This window comes from Serratia sp. AKBS12 (genome assembly GCF_024793895.1).
In the GTDB taxonomy this organism is placed as follows: Bacteria; Pseudomonadota; Gammaproteobacteria; order Enterobacterales; family Enterobacteriaceae; genus Serratia_F.
On the sequence record NZ_JANUSB010000015.1, the window covers coordinates 859,776 to 881,698 of the forward strand.

The following is a 21,923-nucleotide window of genomic DNA, read 5'->3' on the forward strand; positions in this document are numbered from 1 at the left end:
GACGCTGCACGGCCTGTGTCGCTGTTGCTGCGCAGAGCGGCGTTGGGATGCGCCTTGCATCGACTCGCCGGCTTATTTAGACTAGCCGCGCCGCATTTCTCTGGAACTCAATACATGTCTTATCTTTGCCCCTTATGCCATCACGTTCTCCATTTCACCGCCCCGCAGTGGCGCTGTGAGAATAACCATCAGTTCGATTGCGCAAGGGAAGGTTACGTTAATCTATTGCCGGTGCAGCATAAGCGGTCGAAACAGCCTGGAGACAGCGTTGAAATGATGCAGGCGCGCCGCGCGTTTCTCGACGGCGGTTTTTATCAGCCCTTGCAGCAGCGGGTCGCCGAACTGCTGGATAACGCGCTCGGCAGCGATGCGCAGGCCTTGCTGGATATCGGCTGTGGCGAAGGCTATTACACCGCGGCGGTGGCGCAGAGGCTCAATCAGGCGCGAGCAATGCGTATCTATGGCCTGGACGTGGCGAAGGTGGCGGTCCGTTATGCTGCCAAACGCTATCCGACGGTGTCGTTCTGCGTGGCCTCCAGCCATCGGCTACCTTTCGCCGACGCGTCGCTGGATGCGGTGTTGCGCATCTACGCTCCTTGCAAAGGGCAGGAACTGGCCAGGGTGGTGCGGCCGGGTGGGGTGGTTGTGACGGTGTCACCAGGGCCGCGGCACCTATATCAGTTAAAAGAGATTATTTATCAAGAGGTTCAATTACATGCTGAACAGGATGAGCAACTGCCCGGTTTTGACACGGTGCGCAATGAGTCACTAGCCTATCCGATGCAGTTATCGGGCGCACAGGCGGCAAATCTACTGCAAATGACGCCTTTCGCCTGGCGAGCCTCGCTAGAGACGCAACGGCAACTGGCGGCCAGCGCCAGCTTCGCCTGTGAGACCGATTTTGCCATCAGCGTGTATCGCCGTCACGCCTGAGATAAAAAAAAACCTGCCAGCGGCAGGTTTTTTTGCCCACAGTACGCACTAGGCGAGGTAGCCAAGGTGCTCAAGCAGAATATTGCCGCCGATGCCAATCAGCACTACGCCGCCGATAATCTCCGCCCGCTTGCCCAGCAGCGGGCCGATAAAGCGGCCAAGCATCATGCCGAGGGTGGCCATGATCATCGTTGCGCAGCCAATCGCCATAGCGGTATGAACAATATTGACCTGCAGGAAGGCCAGGCCAACGCCGATGGCCATCGCGTCCAGGCTGGTGGCAATGGCGGTGGCAACCAGTAGCCAGAAACCGTGCTGTTTCACCTTGACGGTTTCCTGTTGACGGTTACGAACCCCTTCAATAATCATACGCATGCCGAGAATGAACAGCAGGCTGAAGGCAACCCAGTGATCCCATTCCATGATGTACTGACTGGCAAACAGGCCCAGCGCCCAGCCGATGAGCGGGGTAATGGCTTCGATAACGCCAAAAATGAGTCCGGTGCGGAGTGCTTCGCGAAAACGCGGTTGATGCAGGCTGGCACCTTTGCCGATTGACGCAGCAAACGCGTCCATAGACATGCCAAAAGCCAGAATGAGTGTTGCGGAAAGATTCATGTGAAATAGCCTCGGCCGGGCGGCTCCATATACACGTAACCCACCCCCAACCAAACGACGGAGTTACGTGTCTATGGTCTCGCCAACCTTACCTGGCTGCCCGCACCACGTTTCGGACTGCAAAACGAGTATGTTGATACGGGCGTTTCTGACAAATACTATTCAGAAACCGGCTACTCCCCAATGACGGGCGCAACCTTAGCATATTATTTTTCCCGGATACAACCATTAATTGCAATGCACTGGCTTTAATGAAAGTGAGAATTGTTTTCATTGCTATTGGTGCGTCAAAAATATAAGCGGTAGTGGCAATCTTATTGTGGAAATAATAAACAAAAAAAGGCAGCGTTACTAATGGATTAAACTACCTCGCTGCCATCAGGAAGGTTGCTTCTCGATGGGCTAGCTTTTTATTGATTGATTTTCAACAAAAAAATTATAAATACGTTCCAGGTCGTCTAGCTGGGTAACCTGTATCAATAAGCGACGTTTCTCCAAATCGATGGCTAAAACGCCATCCTCGGACAAATTCATGGCTTTAATTCGCCGATATTGAATAAAGGCATTGGCATAATAAAAACCCTGCGTTTTGAATAACAATTTGGGCCAGCGAATATAGGAAATATAAACGGCAACCAACGCCAGAGATATTAATAACCATGTCGTCAGCGGTTCACCGTGGTCGACGATATTGCGGTACACCAGAATGCCCAGCAGCACGACAAAAATCAGACAGTCGATGCGGTTGCTACGCTTGAGTTGAACCTTGAGCAGCGTCGCGCCGCGCATTTTGTCCATGCCGAACTCGTCATACAGCGCATACAGCAGCAACAGCACGATAAACACCATGATGGCAATGTCCGTCAGCGACATCTTACAGCTCCACAGATTAAAAAGCCGGGGGAGAGGCCCCCCGGCGGTCAAACGACGTTACACGCCCAGCAGGCCAATCCAGTAACCAAAAATACCGATCACGAAGAAGCCCAGAATAATCCACAGCGCGTTGACTTTACGACGCAACAGCCACATACAGCCGAAGGTCAGCAACAGCGGGATCAGCCCCGGCATCAGTTGGTCAAGAATGGTTTGCACCGTCGTGACCGTGGTATGGCCAGTCTGGTCGGTAATTTTCGATACCACCAACGGGATATTGACGTGGGTCCACTTGTTAACCAGTGCCCCCATGACAAACAGGCCGAGAATCGACGCCCCTTCCGTCAGTTTTTGCAGGAAGCCACCGCCCATATCGTTGACGATATCGGCCCCTTTGCGATAGCCATAGGCCACGCCATAGTAGCGCACCAGCAGGCGCACCAGGTTAAACAGCACAAAGAACAGAATCGGTCCGAGCAGGCTGCCGGTCAGGGCTATGCCGGCACCCAGCGCGGCAAATACCGGGCGCATGGTTCCCCAGAAAATCGGGTCGCCCACGCCGGCCAGTGGCCCCATCAGACCAACCTTGATGCCGTTGATCGCCGCATCGTCAATCGGCGCGCCGTTGGCACGTTGTTCTTCCATCGCCAGGGTGACGCCAAGGATCGGCGCGGCGACATAAGGGTGGGTATTGAAGAATTCTAGGTGGCGCTTGATCGCCTGTTTGCGATCGTCGTTGTTTTCCGGATAAAGGCGGCGGATCGCCGGCACCATCGAAAAACAGAAACCCAGCGCCTGCATACGTTCGAAGTTCCAGGAACCCTGGAACAGGTTCGAGCGCAGGAACACGCCGCGGATATCAGCCGGCGTCAGTTTCTTTTGAGCAGCAGTTGTATCAACCATTTCTCTCACCTATTCCTAGTCCAGTTCGTTATCAAGATCGTTTGGTTGAGCAGGGCCACCCTGAACAACCTGCGGCTTGTTGTATTTCGGGCTGAGCTGGATATACAGCACGGCCATAACGACGCCAATCACCCCCAATGCCACCAGGTTGAAGTTGGTGAAGGCGGCGGTAACGAAACCGGCATAGAAGAACGGCATCAGGTAACCGGCACGCATCATGTTGATGACCATGGCGTAACCGACCACCACGATCATGCCGCCGGCGATGTTCAGACCGGTGGTAACCACTTCAGGAATGGAGTTCAACAACGCGTGTACGCCGGCTGTGCCCACCGAAACGGCAACGATAACGGCTGGAATGGCAATACGCATTGCCTGCAACAGCAGGGCAGAAACGTGCAGCCAGGTGATGGCACGCAGGCTGCCGCGTTCGGCCGCGCTGTCTGCCGCGTGCTGGAAGGCCACGGTCAGGGTACGAACGATAATGGTCAGCACCTGACCGGCTGCGGCCAACGGAATGGCCAGTGCGATACCGGCACCGACGCTCTGGCCGCCGGCTACCACCAGAATGGTGGAAATGATCGACGCCAGAGCGGCGTCTGGTGCAACGGCAGCACCGATATTCATCCAGCCGAGGGCGATCATTTCCAGCGTACCGCCGATAATGATGCCGGTCTTGATATCACCGAGGATAAAGCCGATCAACGTACAGGCGACCAACGGGCGGTGGAACTGGAACTCGTCCAGAACGGAACCCATCCCGGCAATACATGCGACGATAAATATCAGCACAATCTGAAGAGTGGTAATCTCCATTGTACTTCTCCTATGACCAAGAGCTCTGAGTAAGAATAATTATTGGCAACCGCCATTAATTAAGTTTGTTTATCAGGTCCATCATTTTTAAACGGGTGTCGGACGAGACTTTGCGAACTTCCAATTCGATACCGCGATCGTTTAATTTCTTAAACGCTTCGATGTCTTTTGCGTCAACGGAGACCGCGTTGTTGACCTGGGTTTTACCCTGTCGGAATGCCATGCCGCCGATATTCACCGATTTGATTTCCACGCCGGCCTCCACCAGACGCCAGACATCGGTTGGATTGGTGAACAGCAGCATGACTCGGTCATTGGCATACTTCGGGTTGTTCCACACGCGAATCGCCTTGGCGACATCAACCACGTGGGCTGTGACACCCGGTGGTGCAACCTGCGTCAGCAGAGTCTTACGCAGATTGTCGGCTGCAACTTCGTCACTGATGACGATGATGCGGCTGACGTTGGTTTCCTTGGTCCAGCGAGTGGCGACCTGGCCGTGAATCAATCGGTCATCGATACGCGCCAAGCCGATCTTCATATGATCGTCTGGGCCAAGCGGCGCTTGTGGAGCAACGGCAGCCGGAGCAGGCGCACTTTTGGCCGCGGGTTTGACGGGCTCATCCTCGGGTTTGTTCAGTGCTCTGACGCCTTCACGGCCGGTTTCCAGCGCCAGCGCGACCAGTTCGCCAAAGGCGGGGTCGTCGTCACGCGCCATGAAGGTCTCTACCAGCATCGGAATGTTGACGCCGGTGATCACTTCATAATCCGCCTTGTCGAGCGCCAGGCGGCTGGCTGCGTTGAACGGGCTGCCGCCCCAGGTGTCGACCAGGAACAGGACGCCGCCACTGGTGTCTAATTCACTGATTTTTAGTTTATATTTCTCAATTAATGTTTCGGCGTTTTCTCCGGGAACGAAATCGATAAAGGCGACGTTATCCTGCTCGCCCAATAGCATTTCCGCGGTTTTCAGCAACTGTTCCGCTGCGCTCCCGTGTGTGCCGATGATAATAGCTATTGCCACTCGCTACCTCCTCATTAAACCTCTGACACGGAATGTGTCATTGCTCGCTGCCTTCCTGGCGGTCACTCTCGATGTTCAGATCCATTATGGTAGAAATTAACCAATGCACCCGGAACCTTTGTCACGCAGTATCAAAAGCCTGGATGCGGCAATGCACGTTTTCGCCATTTATTTTAGTGAGTGAAAAAATAAATTATGTGACGTCGCTCAGCTATTACGCGTTAAACGTTCACGCAATACGCGTTTGAGGAATTAAACAGCAACCGCGCGACCAATGGTCTTGCCGGTAAAAAAGCGCGTTGACGGTAATAAAATTCCTGATAAAGTAATTTGTTCTTTCATAACCAAGGAGTGAAGGGCCTCAGCCCACCCTATGGACTGTCACCGAAGTTACTGTTTTCCTCGGATTTACCCGCCACCTGCTGGCGTTAATGCTTTCTCACGGCCGCTCGGCCATCCCCCGGTAGTATCATCCCGATCTCTTGCTGTGTTTGTTATCTCACGCCCTGCGTGTGATGCACTTCGCCTGCGCGCGACTCAGCGAACCTGTCTTTTTTCCGGAGTCTGATAATGGAATTTTTAATGGACCCCTCAATCTGGGCCGGGTTATTGACGTTAGTGGTGCTGGAGATCGTACTGGGCATCGACAACCTGGTGTTTATCGCCATCCTGGCCGATAAACTGCCGCCGAAACAGCGTGACAAAGCGCGCATTCTCGGTCTGTCGCTGGCGCTGATCATGCGCCTGGGACTGTTGTCGGTGATCTCGTGGATGGTAACGCTGACCACGCCGCTGTTTAGCGTAGGGGAGTTCAGCTTTTCGGGCCGAGATTTGATTTTGCTGTTTGGTGGCGTATTCCTGCTGTTCAAGGCCACCATGGAGCTGCACGAACGACTGGAAGGGCAAACCCACCAGGAGGGCGGTAACCGCGGCTATGCCAAGTTCTGGGCGGTAGTGGTGCAGATTGTCATCCTTGATGCGGTGTTCTCCCTCGACGCGGTAATTACCGCCGTTGGCATGGTGAACGATCTGCCGGTAATGATGACGGCGGTAGTGATCGCCATGGTAGTGATGCTACTGGCCTCCAAGCCGTTAACCAACTTCGTCAATGCCCACCCAACCATTGTGGTGCTGTGCCTGAGCTTCCTGCTGATGATCGGCCTGAGCCTGATTGCCGAAGGATTTGGTCTGCATATTCCGAAGGGCTACCTGTATGCGGCGATTGGCTTCTCGATCCTGATCGAGCTGTTCAACCAGATCGCACGACGCAACTTTATCAAGCATCAGGCGCGGCGCCCGATGCGTGAACGTACTGCCGAAGCGATCATGCGTCTGATGGGCCAGCAGCGTGCACAACAACAGACGGCGGAAGATTCACCGCAGCCGGTGGATGAAACCTTTGCCGAGGAAGAGCGCTATATGATCAGCGGCGTATTGACGCTGGCATCTCGTTCGATTCGCAGCGTGATGACGCCGCGCACCGAGATCTCGTGGGTCGATTGCGATCGCTCGTTGGATGAGGTACGCGCCCAGTTGCTGGACACGCCGCACAGCCTGTTCCCGGTTTGCCGGGATGAGCTGGATGAAATCGTCGGCGTAGTGCGTGCCAAAGATCTGTTGATTGCGCTGGAGCAGGGTGAGGACATCGCCGAATTTGCTGCGCGCACGCCGCCGATCGTAGTGCCGGACACCATGGACGTGATTAATCTGCTGCCGGTGCTGCGCCGTGCCAAGGGGCGCCTGGTCGTGGTGTCCAACGAGTTTGGCGTGGTGCAGGGGCTGGTTACGCCGCTGGACGTGCTGGAAGCGATTGCCGGTGAATTCCCTGACGAAGATGAAACGCCGGACATTGTGGCGGATGGCGATAGCTGGTTGGTGCAGGGCGGGGCCGATGTGCATTCGCTTGAGCAGGCGCTGAACTGTGACGATCTGGTGAGCCCTACTGCGGACTACGCCTCGCTGGCGGGGTTCCTGTTGGCGCATTATGGTCAAATGCCGACGGTGGGCGCGGTAGTAGAACTCAATCATCTGCGCTTTGAAATTCTCGAAGCGTCGGATTATCGCATCGAACTGGTGCGTATCAGTAAAGTGCCGCCATCCTTCGACCAGCAGTAACGCCGGAGCCGGGGGCTTATGCCTCCGGCTTATTCCCACTTTTTTGTTGTTCCTCTTGCTGATGCAATACTCGCTGGCGTGTCTCATAACGCGCTAACCATAGCGGAAAAACGTTTATTGGCATTGGTTTGGCAAAGTAATAGCCCTGCATGGCATTCACCTGGCGCGAGCACAGATAGGCTGCCTGTTCGGCGCTTTCAACCCCCTCGGCCACCAGTTTCAACTTCAGACGATGCGCCAGCGTAATAATGGTGTCAGTCACGGTGGCGTTAATCGCATCGGTACCAATGGCGGCGGTAAAACCCCGATCGATTTTCAGTACATCGGGACTGAGGGTTTTCAGATAACTCAACGAGCTGTGGCCGGTGCCGAAATCATCGATCGCCAGCATGATGCCCAAGGCTTTCAGCGCCTTGATCTGATCGTTTTGAATGTCAGACAGTGCCGAGCGCTCCGTGAGTTCGAGCATTAGGGAAGGCATTGGATTGGCCGGCAGCCAAATACGCCGGATATCATCAATAATACATTGCGAATTGAAATGCTCGGCTGCGACGTTAATGCTGATGTAAAACGAGGGGCGTGGCGGGAACAGCCGCAGGTTATCGACCACCGTGGTCATCAAAAATCGGGTCAGCGTAACGATCAGGCCATGCTGTTCCGCCAGGGGGATAAACACGTCCGGCGATACCCAGCCTTGTCGCTTGTTCTTCCAGCGTAGCAGGGTTTCAACCCCCACACAGCGCCCGGTTTCCCCGTTGATGATCGGCTGGCAATACACGCGGAATTCACGATGGTTGATGGCATGGCTAATATGATACGCCAGACTCATGCGGCTGGCGGTCATTAGATATACGACATAGGCAGCCAACAAGCTTATCAGCAGCGCCAACGGCACGTGGCCCGGCAGAGTGGCTAACGCCAGCGAGGTGCTGTCTGGGCTAAACAGCGAAATGGAGAACGGATAGCGATCTGACGCGGCGGTATAGCGCAAGTCTTGCGTCAGCGCTTCGGTACGGACGATTTCGCGGTCGCCGTAGCCCAGACTGTTGCCGTTGACGTTCAGCACCACCCGTTGGGCGTAGGGCATCTGTGGTTCGAGCAGGAAGCTGGCCAGCATTTCGATATTGTAGACGTACAGCACTCCGCTGACCTGAGCGTCGGGCTGGGGCAACCACAGCACCAGCGACGGCAGCCCGCGCGAGACGGCGATCGAAGGGCGCAAGGCCAGTTGCGGACCGGCATGGACATCAATATGTGGGAAAATGGCGCTGAACTGATAATTGCGCTGGCCAAACAGACTGGAACAATAAATATTGCCATTTTGCACCAGTAATAATGAACGTAACGCCTGATTTTGCGCCATACGATAACGTAGCGTAGGGATCGATTTTTCACACGTCTGACCAATCAGCGGCGTAATGTGCAGCGCCTGCCGTGTTGCGGGATTCAGCAGATTATCAAGCTTGTGGACAATGCGCGCTGCAAAGACCTGTTGATCACGCTCGATACTTTTAACTTGTTGATAATAGCGAATGCACAGCGACACCATCAGCACCGCCAACCCAACCGCGCCGGCGAGCAGCCAGCGGTAATGGCGGTATTTCGTGACGGCAAGTTGAGACATCAACATCGGCTAAATCCTTGTTCGCTAAGCCAGCCCGATGCCACCATCAGACTCTTTTCCCCTTAATGATCTTTGGCTAATTCTAGCCTGTCACGGGTTAACAATTGATGATAACGCAATAATATATTTCAGTTTACCGGAACAGAAGGGTATTTCGGTGGTTTAATGACGGATAAAGCGAGGCCAAAACGGCTAGGTGATAAGTGACGACGTCACTGATTTGTAGTTTATGCTGTTGATTTTTTAAATAAAAACCCCGCCTGGAGGCGGGGTTGGGGGATCAGTCGCACTGTACCTTGATAGCCAGCCCGCCGCGTGAGGTTTCGCGGTATTTGGCATTCATGTCCTTGCCGGTTTCGTACATGGTTTCAATCACCTTATCCAGCGATACGCGTGGTTCACTGGTGCGGCGCAGTGCCATACGTGCGGAGTTGATCGCCTTGACCGAGGCAATGGCGTTACGTTCGATGCACGGCACCTGAACCTGGCCGGCCACCGGATCGCAGGTTAGACCCAGGTTGTGTTCCATGCCGATTTCCGCCGCTACGCACACCTGTTCCGGACTGCCGCCCAACAGTTCTGCCAGACCGGCCGCCGCCATTGAACAGGCCACGCCGACCTCACCCTGACAGCCGACTTCCGCGCCGGAAATCGACGCGTTCATCTTGTACAGTGCACCGATGGCACCGGATGCCAGGAAGTAACGAATGTAGATATCCGGGCTAACCGATTCGATAAAGTGATCGTAATAGGCCAGCACCGCCGGCACGATGCCGCAGGCACCATTGGTCGGTGCGGTGACTACGCGGCCACCGGCGGCGTTTTCTTCGTTGACCGCCAGCGCGAACATGTTAACCCAGTCAATCACGTTCATCGGATCGCTGGACAGCTTGTCGGATGACACCAGCATGCGTCGCAGCGCGGAAGCACGGCGTGGTACGCGTAGCGGACCAGGCAGTACGCCCTCGGTATTCAGGCCCCGATCGATACAGGCGCGCATGGTTTGCCAGATATCGCCAAAATAGGCTTCGATCTCTGGTTTGCTATGCAGCGCCAGTTCATTTTGCATCACCATGCCGGACAACGACATGCCGGTGTCACGGCAGTGATCGAGCATTTCGCGAGCGGAATGGAATGGATACGGCACGATGACTTCGTTGGCGTCAGCCTTGCCGAAGTGTTCTTCGTCGACGATAAAGCCGCCGCCGATCGAGTAATAGGTTTTGCTGTACACCGGCTTTTCACCGGCGTAGGCGTGGATTTGCATGCCGTTTTCATGCAGCGGCAGGTTGTCGCTGCGAAACACCATGCCGCCGTCACGCGGGAAATCGACTTCATGCAGGCCACTGGCCAGCATCAGGCGTTGACGTTGTTCTACATCGCGAATAAATCCGGGAATGCTGTCGATATCCACGGTATCCGGCATATTGCCGGCCAGGCCGAGGATAATGGCAATATCGGTATGGTGACCTTTACCGGTCAATGAGAGTGAGCCGTAAACATCTACGGCAACACGCGTGATAGAAGGCATCAAGCCTTTATTTACCAGATCGTCGACAAACTGTTTGCCGGCTTTCATCGGTCCAACCGTATGAGAGCTGGACGGGCCGATGCCGATCTTAAACATGTCGAAAACGCTAATCACGCTAAAACTCCTTAAAGAGGCATATTGTTATGGCTGCAGCGGTCAAAAACCACGCAGGGAACAGCGATATTGTAAAAGGGCCGTACGGGTTCGGTTGCCTTTTTCGCATGAAATAAAATAATCCTTGGTGTTACTTTTTTTGCTGTCGGTTGCCGTCGGCGTAGACCCTGCTTTTGCAGTGGTTTATACCGGTCAGGCGTATTTTACAGTTATTTCGTAAGGTTGAAGAGAGGGTTTACAGTTTTTTTAAAACCCTGATAGCGTGGAAGGTAGTCGAAAAAGCAAACCGATGAAGTGATGGCGATCGCTTTACCGTTGAAAGTCGCCAAATAACCCCGACAGGATGTGACCGAGGTCACTGGTTGACGGCCTCAGAGGCTCACTTGCTGCGCCAGGCGGCGGATGATGGCGGCGGTGAGTCCCCAGACAAACTGGCTCTGATACCAGGACAGATAGACCCGGTGCGCACGTCCGGCGCGGTGAATATCCAGCGGATAGTAGCGCGATAGCGTCAACGCTTCATGCAACGGCATCTCGAACACGTCGGCCACTTCGTCTTCATTGGCATGAAACTGCACGTCTGGCGCGATCAGGCCAACGATTGGCGTGACCTGAAAGCCGGTGCTGCTGTCGAGCGGTGCCATTTGGCCGAGTACGGTGACCGCCGCCGGAGGAATGGCTACCTCTTCATGCGCTTCGCGCAGCGCGGTGAAGATGGCTGAAATGTCGCTGGCATCGGTTTTGCCGCCGGGGAAGGCTACCTGGCCGGCATGTTTGCGCAAGGTGTCGGCACGGCGGGTCAACAGCAGCGTCGGTTCCGGCCGACAGATAATCGGGACTAATACCGCCGCCGGGCGCACATTATGCGAAACCCGCGACGCCTGCGGCAACTGCAATTGGAAGCGGCTGATAAAATCGCCCAGCGAGGACGGATAGGTCGGTTGGCTCACGAAACGGTAAACTCCCCCAGTTGCGGCAAGATGCGACCCAGTTTATCAAAGGTTTCCTGATATTCCGCCTGTTCCTGACTGTCGGCAACGATCCCGCCGCCGGCCGAACAATACAGCCGACCCTGTTCGGCGATCAGCGTGCGGATGGCAATATTGGTATCCATGGTTCCGCAGGCGCTGAGATAGCCGATGCTGCCGCAGTAGGCATTACGCCGCTGTGGTTCCAGTTCTTCAATGATCTGCATTGCCCGTACCTTGGGGGCGCCGGTGATCGAACCGCCGGGGAAACAGGCGCGCAACAGTGCGCTGGCCGGCGTTGTGCTGGGCAGCGTTGCGGTCACGGTACTTACCAGGTGGTGTACTGCCGGGAACGGTTCAACCACGAACAGCTCTGGCACCCGTACGCTACCGGGTTGCGCCACGCGGCCGATATCGTTACGCAGCAGATCGACGATCATCAGGTTTTCGGCCCGATCTTTCGCCGAGGTTGCCAGCCGTTGTGCCTGAGCGGCGTCCTGTTCGGTATCGGCCAGCCGCGGCAGCGTGCCTTTGATCGGCCGGGTTTGAATCTGGCTGTTTTCCAGCCAGAGGAAGCGCTCGGGTGAAACGCTCAATACCGCGCTGTCTGGCAGCCGCAGGAAGGCTGAAAATGGCGCGCAATTGCTGGCGCTCAGCTGCAGGAATGCTTGCCATTCATCGCCTTGATACGAAGCAGAAAACCGCTGAGCCAAATTGATTTGATAACAATCGCCGCTGCGTAGGTAATGCTGGATCTGGCGAAACTTCTCGCCGTACTGCGCTCGGGTCATGTTTGCCTGCCACTGGCTGGTCAGGGTAAACGGTTTGGCTACTGGCGCTGGCTGCTGCGTTAGCCACTGCCAGCGTTGTTCTACATCGTCATGGCTCAGCAAGGTCAAGGTTTGCAGATGATGGTCGGCAATCAGCGCCCAGTCATAGATTCCTACCGCCATGTCCGGCAGCGCGATATCGGCCTGTGCCACCTGCGGCAGGGTTTCTACCCGCCGGCCCAGATCATAGCCAAACAGGCCCAGCGCGCCGCCTTGAAACGGCAGTTCGGCCCGTGCCTCTGGCGCAAACGCCAGGGAGGCCAGCTGCTGCTGCAGCAAGGCAAAGGGATCTTCTGGCGACTCAACGACGCTGGAACCCTCGATAATCTGCGTTCGTTCGCCATGAGTGGTCAGGGTAACGCGAGGATCGGCGACCAAAATATCAAATCGATTGTGCGAATGCTCGGCGAACCCCGAATGCAGCAGCATGGCCCATGGTTGAGACGCTAGAGGAGCAAATCGTTCCAGCACCGCTTGGCGATGATACGGCAACGATTTGAGGTTTGGCACTGATTGAGTCATGGATTGCTATAAACCTGGCTTACGGGGCGGCTGTTCCTGAGGGATATTCTGCCATATTCCCTGCATCGGTGCATGCGAACTCGTTTAATGTGATAAATCAATGATAAGCAAGCTAAGCATTTTTTGCGACTTTCGTTGTATATAAACATGCAAAAATTAGATTTCTTTTACGCAACCTTGTTAAACGCGATCGTCGTGGGCTTTCGGCCGTCATTATTCCGGCGTTTCGCTGATTAGCAATATGTGCCTTTTTTCACATTCTTTTCCTGGCAACGGGTAAGGGAAGCGCAAATTATGCCTTTAATGTTGAGCGTGATCGTCCCAATGCACAATGCGGGCGAATTATTGGAGCCATTTTTACAATCGCTGCTGGCACAAAATGAACGTCGGTTAGAAGTGATTGTTATTAATGATGGTTCGACCGATGGTTCAGCCGAAATTGCCCGCAGTTACGCTGAGCGTTATTCTCATATTACGGTGATCGACCAGACTAACGCCGGTGTTTCGGTGGCCCGCAACGCCGGGCTGGCGGTGGCGCGCGGCAAATATGTCGCCTTTCCCGACGCCGACGATCTGCTGGCGCCGGAGATGTATTCCACGCTGATCGAAATGGCCGAGAATAATCAGCTGGATGTCATGCAGTGCAACGGGGAGCGTTATTTTACCCAGCAGAATGAATTAAAAGAAATTATTCCCACCGCTCGCCTGTCATCGACCGGGGTAATTAGCGGCGTGCAATGGCTTGAGCGCGCCTTGAAGACACGAAGATTTATTCATGTGGTATGGCTGGCAATATATCGGCTTGATTTTATTAAACAGCATCGACTTTATTTTGAACCCGGCCTGCACCATCAAGATATTCCCTGGACTACTGAAGTGATGTTTAATGCCCAGCGGGTACAATATCTCAGCACGCCGTTGTATCGGCAGCGAGTACATGACCGCTCGATCAGCAATCGGCGCCGTACCGGCGTGGCCAACGTTGAATATCAGCGTCATTATATGAAGATCGTCGAAATGCTGGTGGCGCTCAACCGCCGCTATGCTGACAAGATTAGGCTGCGTCCGGCGTTTCACTGGCAGATTGCCCGCGAAGCGCTGGGCATTTGTCACAGTATTCGTCGTGAGCCGGATCCGCTGGCGCAACAGCAGATTACCCGCGAGTTCTACCGTCGCGGTATCGACCGATTGATGACCGCCAACGCGCGCGGCCTGAAACAGGCCTGGCACGTCCTGTTATGGCGCTCACGGCTGAAACAGTGGCACCTTGACGCTCACAGTACCGAACCGGTCGCGCAATAATAACCGGGCGGCGTGGTTGCGGCGTACCGCAGGCAGGGTATAATCCTCCTCCAATCAGCTGGAGATAAACACATGCTTGCAGGTATGCCGTCACTGAATCATCTGGAGCAGCAGGAAGCTGCGGATCGCATCCGTCAATTGATGGAGCAGGGCATGAGCAGCGGTGAAGCGATTGCCGTGGTAGCGCAGCAGATCCGCGAACAGCATCAAGGTGCCCGGGTTGCCGTCATGTTTGACGATGAAGACGAGGATGCGCCGAGTGTGCCATCGGATGTCGAACCGCAAGATGACGAAGACGAAGACGATTATTGAGCCTTGAACAGACGGGAGCTTGTTCATCGGACCAAAGCCCGGGGTAACCGGGCTTTGGCTATTTTAGCCGCCAATTATCCTTGAACCGTTACCGCCGCGGCAGCCTGCGTGGCGATGTCAACCGCCTGTTCGGTAGTCGGTGCACAGGCCAGCGCCACGCCCAGACGGCGTTTGCCGCTGATTTCAGGCTTGGCGAACAGCCGCAGTTGATTGTGGCCCTGCAATGCCTGCTCCAAACCGCCAAAGCGCAGATCGCTGCCGGTCATTTCCGGCAGGATAACCGCCGATGCCGCCGGTCCGAACTGGCGAATAGCGCCGATCGGCAGACCCAGGAACGCGCGAACGTGCAGGGCAAACTCTGACAGATCCTGTGAAATCAGCGTCACCATGCCGGTATCGTGCGGGCGAGGGGAGACTTCGCTGAAAATGACCTCATCGCCGCAAACGAACAGTTCAACGCCAAACAGCCCGTAGCCGCCGAGTGCCGTGACCACACGTTCGGCAATCGCCTGGGCGCGTTGCAACGCCAGCGGCGACATGCATTGCGGCTGCCAGGATTCGCGGTAATCGCCATCTTCCTGACGGTGGCCGATAGGCGCGCAAAAATGTACCCCATCCACCGCGCTGATGGTCAGCAAAGTGATTTCAAAATCAAACTTGACCAGCCCTTCGACAATCACCCGTCCACCACCGGCGCGACCGCCCTGTTGCGCATATTCCCAGTCTGCCGCCAACTGTGAGGCGTCACGGATCAGGCTCTGGCCCTTGCCGGATGAGCTCATCACCGGTTTGATAATGCAGGGGTAGCCGATGTCGTCGACCGCGTGATAAAAGGCGTCCTGGCTATCGGCAAAGCGGTAGCTGGAGGTCGGCAGGGCGAGGCTTTCAGCCGCCAGACGGCGAATGCCTTCACGGTTCATGGTCAGGCGAGTGGCTTCGGCACAGGGCACGACGTGGTGTCCCTGCTGTTCCAGCTGCACCAGCATGTCGGTGGCGATGGCTTCAATTTCCGGCACGATGTAGTCAGGACGCTCCTGCTCGATCAGGGTCTTCAACGCCTGACCGTCCAGCATGTTAATCACGTGGCTGCGATGCGCGACGTGCATGGCCGGGGCATTGGCATAGCGATCGACGGCTATCACTTCCAGCCCAAGGCGCTGGCATTCGATTGCCACCTCTTTACCCAGTTCGCCGGAGCCGAGCAGCATGACACGGGTGGCGGAAGGGCGCAGTGCGGTTCCAATAGTTAACATAGTCTGGTACCTGATGTGTAAATTGACGGTGCTCAAAACAGGCGCGCAGTATATACGAAAACGATTGCGCTGGCATCTCTGCGGCGAAAGCGCGCAGAGAGTTTTGCCAAACGAGCCCTGTAACCTGCTGTTTTAATAAGGAACGAAAAAATTTGCCCTGTCTGGACGATTATGCGTTAATAATTGGCGGCGAAAGAAGACCTACAGAACGCAGGGCCTTCGCGCCGCAAGTGCCGTCAAGGCAGGTTTATCAAGTAAAGGAAAGTCAAATGACTAAGATCACCGGTCACGTAAAATGGTTCAACGAAAGCAAAGGCTTCGGCTTTATCACCCCAGCCGATGGCTCTAAAGATGTTTTCGTGCATTTTTCCGCTATCGTCAGCGATGGTTTCAAAACTCTGGCAGAAGGCCAGCAGGTTGAATTCTCCATTCAGGACAGCCAACGTGGCCCAGCCGCAGCCAACGTTGTTGCCATCTAACGCAACGTCGCTGCCAAAAAACCCGCTTCCGGCGGGTTTTTTTATGGCCGCAATCCAGAAAGGTCGCTATCTCTGCTATCATCACGCCTTATTACGGTGCCGGCCAGTCGGTCGCGCCGCCTTTCCATCTGCCATATAAGAGTTATCGCCGTGAGCACAGTTTCCTTTTCTTCCCTGCCGCTGCCAGCCGAACAGTTGGCCAACCTCAATGAACTGGGGTATGCCGAAATGACACCGGTACAGGCTGCCGCGCTGCCAGCCATCCTTAACGGGCAAGACGTGCGCGCCAAGGCAAAAACCGGCAGCGGCAAGACGGCGGCGTTCGGTATTGGCCTGCTGGACAAAATCAACGTCAGCCAGGTAGCGACGCAGGCGCTGATTTTGTGCCCAACGCGTGAATTGGCCGATCAGGTCAGCAAAGAGCTGCGCCGCTTGGCGCGTTTCACGCAAAACATCAAAATCCTTACCCTGTGCGGTGGCCAGCCGATGGGCGCTCAGCTGGATTCGCTGGTGCATGCGCCGCATATCGTGGTGGGAACGCCGGGCCGCATCCAGGAACACCTGCGTAAGAAGACCCTGGTGCTGGATCAGGTGAAAGTGCTGGTGCTGGACGAAGCCGACCGCATGCTGGACATGGGCTTTGCCGACGATATTGATCAGGTTATCGGCTATACGCCGTCACAGCGCCAAACGCTGCTGTTTTCCGCGACTTACCCCGCTGGCATCGAGCGCATCAGCGACCGGGTGCAACGCGCGCCATTGAGCGTGGAAGTTGACGACGGCGACGCGCCAACCACTATCGCGCAGCGTTTTTACGAAACCACCCGCGATCAGCGTCCGGCGTTGCTGGTGGCCGCCATTCGCCATTTTCAACCAACGTCTTGCGTGGTGTTCTGCAATACCAAGCGCGATTGTCAGAGCGTATTTGAAGCGTTGGAGGCGCGCGGCATCAGCGTGCTGGCACTGCATGGCGATCTGGAGCAGCGCGATCGCGATCAGGTCCTGGTGCGGTTTGCCAACCGCAGCTGTCGCGTGCTGGTAGCGACCGACGTCGCCGCACGCGGTCTGGATATCAAGGATCTTGAACTGGTGGTCAATTACGAACTGTCGTTCGACCCGGAAGTGCATGTGCACCGCATTGGCCGTACCGGCCGTGCCGGCATGAGCGGGCTGGCCATCAGCCTGTGTGCGCCGCAGGAAATGACACGCGCTCACGCGCTGGAAGAGTACCTGGACTGCAAGTTGCAATGGGCGTCAGTCAGTGAACTGAGCGGTGCGTCAACGGCGCCGCTGGAGGCGGAAATGGCCACGCTGTGCATTGATGGCGGCCGCAAGGCGAAGATTCGCCCCGGTGATATTCTCGGGGCATTGACTGGAGATGCGGGACTGACCGCGGCCGAGGTCGGAAAAATCGATATGTTCCCGGTGCACGCCTACGTGGCTATCCGCAAGGCCAGCGCGCGCAAGGCGTTGCAACAATTGCAGCAGGGCAAGATCAAAGGCAAAAGCTGCAAGGCGCGGCTGCTGAAATAATAACAGGCGGGGGCGCTTGAACCCCCGCACCATAACGCCTTATACTGTATATAAATACAGTGTTTAAACCTTTGAGGAATACACAGATGGCAGTTGAAGTAAAATACCTGGTGGTCAGAAACGGTGAGGAAAAAATGACGTTCGCAAGCAAGAAAGAAGCCGATGCCTACGACAAAATGCTCGATCTGGCCGACAGCCTTGGCGAGTGGCTACAACAGGCGCCACTAACGTTGGAGGAAGATCAACGCGAAGCCCTGAGCTTCTATCTGGCAGAACATAAAGAAGCGCTGACGCAAATTCTGCGTGGTGCAGCGCCGCAGGCGGTGAGCCAAAAACCGGCCAAGGCCAAGGGCGACAAGCCGGCCGCGAGCAAGGATCCCCAGTCGCGCACAGAAAAGCAGGCGGCGTAGCGGTTTATGTTGCAGCATTGTAATGAAAAAGAGTCTAGAATGAGCCGCGGAATAACTTTCTTCAGCCGCTTTGAGCAGGATATCGTGGCTGGGCGCAAAACCATCACTCTACGGGACGCCAGTGAATCGCACTTCCAGCCTGGGGAGGTCTTGCGCGTCAGCCGTCATGAGGACGGCGTGTTTTTCTGTCTGATTGAAGTGCTGTCGGTGACGCCAATCCGTCTGGACGCGTTGACCGAACAACACGCTAAACAGGAAAACATGCCGCTTGGCGAGCTGAAGCAGGTTATCAAGGAAATCTATCCGGGGTTGGACGAACTGTTTGTGATTGCCTTTATCAAACGCTAGCCCATGGCTTGACCCGTTGTTCGCTGCGGGGCTGCCCCCGGATGGTGATAACCACAACGGGAGGTCATATGAACAAAACGAAATGGTCATGGATGGTCGCGCTGGTGGCGGTAGCTGGATTGACCGGTACGGCACAGGCGCAACAACTGCGTAGCGCCAAGGTTGCGCAATGCAGCGGCCTGCAGGCGGCGGACGTAGCTGCACAGGTAAAACGCGATTTCTTGCAAAATCGCATTACGCGCTGGGATGCTGACAAAAAGCAACTGGGCACCGCAACACCGATTGTCTGGGTCAGTCCGGACGCCATCGTCGGCAAAGACAATGTCTGGCAGGTACCGCTAACGGTGCGTGGCAGCAAGATGGACAAAATCTACAACGTAACGCTCAACTGCAACCAGGGCGAAATCGCTTACAGCGTCGCGGAGTAACTTCCTGCGATTACCGTAACCGCTATGCCAAGGGCGCCTGCGCGCCCTGATTATGACCGCACTTACTCCTCAGTGGAGCCGATCTCCGCCTGCGCAACACAAGTTTTCATCCCCATACGTAAGTTGACAAAAGATCCCCTAATCTGGTGGCTAACTGCGCGTGGCCTGGCAATGCCGTTACGCGCCGACATACTGGTGAGGAGCGACAATGAAAAACAACTGGATGCAGCAGATTCAATCGATGTTGGGGCAGAAAGCCGGGGCAGCAGGCGGAAGTGAAGGCATCGGCAAGCTGTTGGCGCCCACCGCGCTGGGTGGTTTGGTCGGCGTACTGCTAGCCAACAAGTCGTCACGCAAACTGGTGGGCAAATTTGGCAAAAACGCGCTGATTATCGGTGGTAGCGCCGCGGTGGGTGCAGTGATTTGGAACAAATACAAGGCGCGGGTCAAGGAAAGCCATCAGGATGAGCCGCAATACGGCAGCCAGATTACACCGGTTGACCAACGCGCCAGGCGGTTGGTTCAGGCATTGGTGTTTGCTGCCAAGAGTGATGGCCATATTGATGCTGAAGAACGCCGCGCCATCGACCATAGCCTGGAACAGCTGCAGGTAGGCGAAGAAGCGCAGGCCTGGGTGCAACAGGCGATCGATCAGCCGCTGAATCCGGATTTGATCGCGCAAAGCGTCAAAAACGAAGACGAAGCGCTGGAGGTGTACTACCTGAGTTGCATGGTTATCGACGTCGATCATTTTATGGAGCGCGGCTATCTGGATGCGCTGGCGCAGTCGCTGAAAATCCCGGCGGACGTCAAGCAGGGCATCGAAAGCGACGTGAACCAGAAAAAGCGCGAATTGGTCTAACCGTACCGCTTTTTATCCTAAAGAAAACGTGCCACCCTTACAGTAATGTTTGTAAGCGGATGATTTAGTAATGATGACACCTCCAAAAGCCGAGAAACGACCGTATCCTATCACCACGCACGGCGATACCCGTGTTGACGATTATTATTGGCTACGCGATGACGAACGCACCGATTCGCAGGTGCTGGACTACTTGCGGGCGGAGAATGCGTTCACCGAGGCCGCGTTGCAACCGCAGCAGGCGTTGCGCGAAGCGCTGTTTGAGGAAATGGTGGCACGTATTCCACAGCAAGAGCATTCGGTGCCGCACGTCCGCCATGGCTATCGTTACCAGACCCGTTACGAGCCGGGCAATGAATATGCGTTATACGTGCGCCAGCCAGCGGCTGAAACCGAGCAGTGGGAGATGCTGCTTGACTGCAATCAGCGGGCTGAAGGGCGGGAGTTTTATACCCTCGGCGGGCTGGAAGTCAGCCCGAACAATCAAGTCATGGCGCTGGCGGAGGACTTTTTGTCTCGTCGCCAGTACGATATTCGATTCAAGTACCTGCAAGAACAGCGTTGGGCCGAGGAAGTGTTGGAAAATACCTCCGGCAGCTTTGAATGGGCCAACGATTCCGCCAGCGTCTATTACGTGCGCAAACATGCCAAAACGCTGCTGCCGTATCAGGTCTATCGCCATGTGATCGGCACCGACCCGTTGCTGGACGTGCTGATTTACGAAGAAACCGACGACACTTTCTATGTCAGTCTGGAGAAGACTACCTCTGAACGCTATATCCTGATCCACCTCAGCAGTACTACCACCTCAGAAATACTGCTGCTGGACGCCGACAGCGCTGAAACCATGCCGCAGCTGTTCGTGCCGCGCCGCAAGGATCATGAATACGGTCTCGATCACTATCATCAGCATTTTTATATTCGTTCCAATAAGGACGGCAAGAACTTTGGCCTGTATCAAAGCATTCAGCCAGACGAAGCGCAGTGGCAAACGCTGATCGCGCCGCGTGACGAGGTAATGCTGGAAGGCTTCAACCTGTTCCGCGACTGGCTGGTGGTTGAGGAGCGTGCAGCCGGCTTGACCCAACTGCGACAGATTCATTGGAACAGCGGCGAAGAAAAACGCATTGCGTTCGACGACCCCACGTATGTCACCTGGCTGGCTTACAATCCGGAACCGGAAACCGCGCTGCTGCGCTATGGCTATTCGTCGATGACCACGCCGACCACCTTATATCAGCTGGATCTCGACAGCGGCGAACGGGTGATGCTCAAACAGCAGGAAGTGAAGAACTTCACGCCGGAAAACTACCGCAGCGAGCGGGTATGGGTAAAGGCGCGCGACGGGGTTGAGGTACCGGTATCGCTGGTGTACCGCGCAGACCGGTTTACACGTGCGGGCAATCCGCTGCTGGTTTATGGCTACGGCTCGTACGGCAGTAGCATGGACCCGGCATTCAGCGGCAGTCGCCTGAGCTTGCTGGATCGCGGTTTTGTCTTTGCGCTGGCGCACATTCGCGGCGGCGGCGAACTGGGGCAGCTATGGTATGAAGATGGCAAGCTGTTCAACAAGCAGAACACCTTTAATGATTTTATCGACGTCACCCACAGCCTGATAGAGCAGGGTTATGGCAATGCCGAACGGGTGTTTGCCATGGGCGGCAGCGCCGGTGGCCTGCTGATGGGTGCGGTGATCAACCAGGCGCCGACGCTATACCATGGTATCGTGGCGCAGGTTCCCTTCGTTGACGTGGTGACCACTATGCTTGATGAGTCCATTCCGCTGACCACCGGCGAATACGACGAATGGGGCAACCCCAACGAACAGCCCTATTACGATTACATCAAACAGTACAGCCCGTACGATCGGGTCAGCGCACAGGATTACCCGCATATGCTGGTAACCACCGGTTTGCATGATTCACAGGTGCAGTATTGGGAGCCGGCCAAGTGGGTAGCAAAACTGCGCGATCTGAAAACCGATAACCACCAGTTATTGCTGCACACCGACATGGATTCCGGGCATGGCGGTAAATCAGGCCGTTTCAAAGCCTACGAAGACATTGCGCTGGAGTACGCTTTCATCCTGTCGTTGGCAGAATAACGCCAACGCTGGCAGCATGCG

Annotated in this window: 21 protein-coding genes and 1 riboswitch; of the genes, 11 read left to right on the forward strand and 10 right to left on the reverse strand. The window is 55.6% G+C overall.

All coding sequences use genetic code 11. From position 1 onward, the window contains the following. The first annotated feature begins 114 nt into the window (after positions 1-114). Complete coding sequence (gene rlmA / locus NYE85_RS13925; protein ID WP_259005350.1) at positions 115-933, forward strand: 23S rRNA (guanine(745)-N(1))-methyltransferase; 819 nt, start codon at positions 115-117, stop codon at positions 931-933. Between the two features lie 48 nt (positions 934-981). Here rlmA and mntP read toward each other — a convergent pair whose 3' ends face one another. From mntP to manX, 5 genes are all read right to left on the reverse strand, one after another. Continuing rightward, the gene (gene mntP, locus NYE85_RS13930) at positions 982-1,551 is read right to left on the reverse strand and encodes a manganese efflux pump MntP (protein ID WP_259005351.1); all 570 of its coding nucleotides are present in this window, start codon (positions 1,549-1,551) and stop codon (positions 982-984) included. A gap of 7 nt (positions 1,552-1,558) precedes the next feature. Continuing rightward, a riboswitch (yybP-ykoY riboswitch) is annotated at positions 1,559-1,745 on the reverse strand. Positions 1,746-1,953: 208 nt separating this feature from the next. After that, complete coding sequence (locus NYE85_RS13935) at positions 1,954-2,424, reverse strand: DUF986 family protein (RefSeq protein WP_259005352.1); 471 nt, start codon at positions 2,422-2,424, stop codon at positions 1,954-1,956. Positions 2,425-2,481: 57 nt separating this feature from the next. Further along, positions 2,482-3,327 carry a PTS mannose transporter subunit IID gene (locus tag NYE85_RS13940; protein WP_004961819.1) on the reverse strand — a complete coding sequence of 282 codons (846 nt, stop codon included), beginning with the start codon at positions 3,325-3,327 and terminating at the stop codon, positions 2,482-2,484. A 15-nt stretch (positions 3,328-3,342) separates the two neighbouring features. Next, positions 3,343-4,143, reverse strand: coding sequence for a PTS mannose/fructose/sorbose transporter subunit IIC (locus NYE85_RS13945; protein WP_004961823.1), 801 nt, complete (start codon positions 4,141-4,143; stop codon positions 3,343-3,345). A 55-nt stretch (positions 4,144-4,198) separates the two neighbouring features. Further along, positions 4,199-5,167, reverse strand: coding sequence for a PTS mannose transporter subunit IIAB (gene manX, locus NYE85_RS13950; RefSeq protein ID WP_259005353.1), 969 nt, complete (start codon positions 5,165-5,167; stop codon positions 4,199-4,201). 570 nt (positions 5,168-5,737) lie between these two features. On the opposite strand from manX, the gene NYE85_RS13955 reads away from it, so the two are divergent. Beyond that, positions 5,738-7,282 carry a TerC family protein gene (locus NYE85_RS13955; RefSeq protein ID WP_259005354.1) on the forward strand — a complete coding sequence of 515 codons (1,545 nt, stop codon included), beginning with the start codon at positions 5,738-5,740 and terminating at the stop codon, positions 7,280-7,282. Positions 7,283-7,298: 16 nt separating this feature from the next. Here the strand turns inward: NYE85_RS13955 and NYE85_RS13960 are convergent, their stop codons facing one another. The 4 genes from NYE85_RS13960 to pabB all read right to left on the reverse strand — a co-directional run bounded on the left by NYE85_RS13960 (position 7,299) and on the right by pabB (position 12,871). Further along, positions 7,299-8,912: an EAL domain-containing protein gene (locus NYE85_RS13960; RefSeq protein ID WP_259005355.1), complete on the reverse strand. Its 1,614-nt coding sequence runs from the start codon at positions 8,910-8,912 to the stop codon at positions 7,299-7,301. Positions 8,913-9,186: 274 nt separating this feature from the next. Continuing rightward, the gene (gene sdaA / locus NYE85_RS13965; RefSeq protein WP_259005356.1) at positions 9,187-10,551 is read right to left on the reverse strand and encodes an L-serine ammonia-lyase; all 1,365 of its coding nucleotides are present in this window, start codon (positions 10,549-10,551) and stop codon (positions 9,187-9,189) included. Between the two features lie 371 nt (positions 10,552-10,922). Then, positions 10,923-11,501 (reverse strand): CoA pyrophosphatase, encoded by a 579-nt coding sequence (locus NYE85_RS13970; RefSeq protein WP_259005357.1) that lies wholly within the window; start codon positions 11,499-11,501, stop codon positions 10,923-10,925. Further along, positions 11,498-12,871 carry an aminodeoxychorismate synthase component 1 gene (gene pabB, locus NYE85_RS13975; protein WP_259005358.1) on the reverse strand — a complete coding sequence of 458 codons (1,374 nt, stop codon included), beginning with the start codon at positions 12,869-12,871 and terminating at the stop codon, positions 11,498-11,500. Before pabB ends, NYE85_RS13970 begins: the two co-directional genes overlap by 4 nt. 294 nt (positions 12,872-13,165) lie before the next feature. On the opposite strand from pabB, the gene NYE85_RS13980 reads away from it, so the two are divergent. Both NYE85_RS13980 and NYE85_RS13985 read left to right on the forward strand, forming a co-directional pair. Further along, positions 13,166-14,173, forward strand: a complete 1,008-nt coding sequence (locus NYE85_RS13980; RefSeq protein ID WP_259005359.1) for a glycosyltransferase — start codon at positions 13,166-13,168, stop codon at positions 14,171-14,173. A gap of 72 nt (positions 14,174-14,245) precedes the next feature. Next, a complete protein-coding gene (locus NYE85_RS13985; protein WP_259005360.1) occupies positions 14,246-14,485 on the forward strand; it encodes a YoaH family protein in 240 nt (79 codons plus the stop codon). Between the two features lie 74 nt (positions 14,486-14,559). Here NYE85_RS13985 and purT read toward each other — a convergent pair whose 3' ends face one another. Further along, positions 14,560-15,738, reverse strand: a complete 1,179-nt coding sequence (purT, locus tag NYE85_RS13990) for a formate-dependent phosphoribosylglycinamide formyltransferase (RefSeq protein ID WP_259005361.1) — start codon at positions 15,736-15,738, stop codon at positions 14,560-14,562. Between the two features lie 269 nt (positions 15,739-16,007). Here purT and cspC point away from each other — a divergent pair, with 269 nt between their 5' ends. The 7 genes from cspC (at position 16,008) to NYE85_RS14025 (ending at position 21,902) form a co-directional block, all read left to right on the forward strand. Beyond that, positions 16,008-16,217: a cold shock-like protein CspC gene (cspC, locus tag NYE85_RS13995; protein ID WP_004961856.1), complete on the forward strand. Its 210-nt coding sequence runs from the start codon at positions 16,008-16,010 to the stop codon at positions 16,215-16,217. Between the two features lie 150 nt (positions 16,218-16,367). After that, positions 16,368-17,750: an ATP-dependent RNA helicase DbpA gene (dbpA, locus tag NYE85_RS14000; RefSeq protein ID WP_259005362.1), complete on the forward strand. Its 1,383-nt coding sequence runs from the start codon at positions 16,368-16,370 to the stop codon at positions 17,748-17,750. 86 nt (positions 17,751-17,836) lie between these two features. Then, the gene (locus NYE85_RS14005) at positions 17,837-18,160 is read left to right on the forward strand and encodes a YebG family protein (protein ID WP_259005363.1); all 324 of its coding nucleotides are present in this window, start codon (positions 17,837-17,839) and stop codon (positions 18,158-18,160) included. A gap of 39 nt (positions 18,161-18,199) precedes the next feature. Beyond that, complete coding sequence (gene yqfB, locus NYE85_RS14010; protein WP_259005364.1) at positions 18,200-18,508, forward strand: N(4)-acetylcytidine aminohydrolase; 309 nt, start codon at positions 18,200-18,202, stop codon at positions 18,506-18,508. 68 nt (positions 18,509-18,576) lie between these two features. Continuing rightward, positions 18,577-18,936: a protein YebF gene (gene yebF / locus NYE85_RS14015; protein ID WP_259005365.1), complete on the forward strand. Its 360-nt coding sequence runs from the start codon at positions 18,577-18,579 to the stop codon at positions 18,934-18,936. 208 nt (positions 18,937-19,144) lie between these two features. Further along, positions 19,145-19,798, forward strand: a complete 654-nt coding sequence (locus NYE85_RS14020; RefSeq protein WP_259005366.1) for a tellurite resistance TerB family protein — start codon at positions 19,145-19,147, stop codon at positions 19,796-19,798. A 70-nt stretch (positions 19,799-19,868) separates the two neighbouring features. Further along, a complete protein-coding gene (locus tag NYE85_RS14025; RefSeq protein ID WP_259005367.1) occupies positions 19,869-21,902 on the forward strand; it encodes a S9 family peptidase in 2,034 nt (677 codons plus the stop codon). The last annotated feature ends 21 nt before the right edge of the window (positions 21,903-21,923 follow it).